The 923-nt window shown below is 54.6% G+C and carries 2 protein-coding genes; both read left to right on the top strand.

From position 1 onward, the window contains the following. Nucleotides 1–231 (top strand): NADH-quinone oxidoreductase subunit H (locus tag NW819_RS14050; RefSeq protein ID WP_414414125.1); only part of this gene is annotated, 231 nt, incomplete at its 5' end. 38 nt (nt 232–269) lie between these two features. Continuing rightward, nucleotides 270–902 carry an NAD(P)H-quinone oxidoreductase subunit I gene (gene ndhI, locus NW819_RS14045; protein ID WP_414331863.1) on the top strand — a complete coding sequence of 211 codons (633 nt, stop codon included), beginning with the start codon at nt 270–272 and terminating at the stop codon, nt 900–902. The last annotated feature ends 21 nt before the right edge of the window (nt 903–923 follow it).

Below are 923 nucleotides of genomic sequence, written 5' to 3'. Positions count from 1 at the left end.
TTGGATAACCCTTTCTTGCAGATCGGCGCGGCGGCCTTGGGCATTGTCATGACGATGGTCAAAGCTTTTATCTTCATCTTCTTGGCCATCCTGCTGCGCTGGACCTTGCCGCGGGTGCGCATTGACCAACTGCTGGACTTGGGGTGGAAGTTTTTGCTGCCCGTATCCTTTGTTAACTTGCTGCTGACGGCAGCCCTAAAGCTCGCCTTCCCCACCTTTTTTGGGGGTTGAATGAGAAGTAAAGAGGCCAGAGAGGGAGAACATAGACCATGACTTTTCTAAAGCGTGTCAAAGAATATGTGGGCGATGCCTTCCGAGCTGCCAAGTACATTGGCCAGGGAATGGGGGTGGTTTTCGACCACATGGGTCGGCGCCCAGTAACTGTGCAATACCCCTTCGAAAAGCTGATCCCCTCTGAGCGCTTTCGGGGACGCATCCACTTCGAGTTTGATAAGTGTATTGCCTGCGAGATCTGCGTTCGGGTTTGCCCAATTGACCTGCCGGTGGTGGATTGGGCCTACAACCCAGAGCTGAAGAAAAAAGAGCTTTACAGCTACAGCATTGATTTTGGGGTGTGCATTTTCTGTGCCAATTGTGTGGAGTTTTGCCCCACCAACTGCCTCTCGGTAACTGAGGATTATGAGCTGGCCGCCTACGACCGCCACGACCTCAACTACCATCAGGTGGCGATGGGCCGTTTGCCCTCCAAGGTAACTGAGGACCCAATGGTGACCCCACTGCGGGAGTTTGCCTATCTGCCTAAAGGGGTGATCGATCCCCACGACTTGCCTGCTGGATCCCAGCGGGCTGGCAAACGACCGGAGGAGATTCTGGCGGAAATGAGAGCGGCCAAAGCTGCTAAGGAAGCCGAAGCGAAAGCAGCCAAGGCTGCTGCGGAATAGCGTGACATACTCCCGCACTCA

The sequence above is a fragment of the Synechococcus sp. R8-2 genome (assembly GCF_047461715.1).
Taxonomy (GTDB): Bacteria; Cyanobacteriota; Cyanobacteriia; order Thermostichales; family Thermostichaceae; genus Thermostichus.
Note: the sequence above shows the minus strand (reverse complement) of the source record. Positions and strands in the feature narration are given on the sequence as shown.

What these genes read in the sequence shown, in the direction of transcription:
- ndhI (WP_414331863.1), top strand. Translation starts at nt 270, where the DNA reads ATGACTTTTCTAAAGCGTGTCAAAGAATATGTGGGCGATGCCTTCCGA.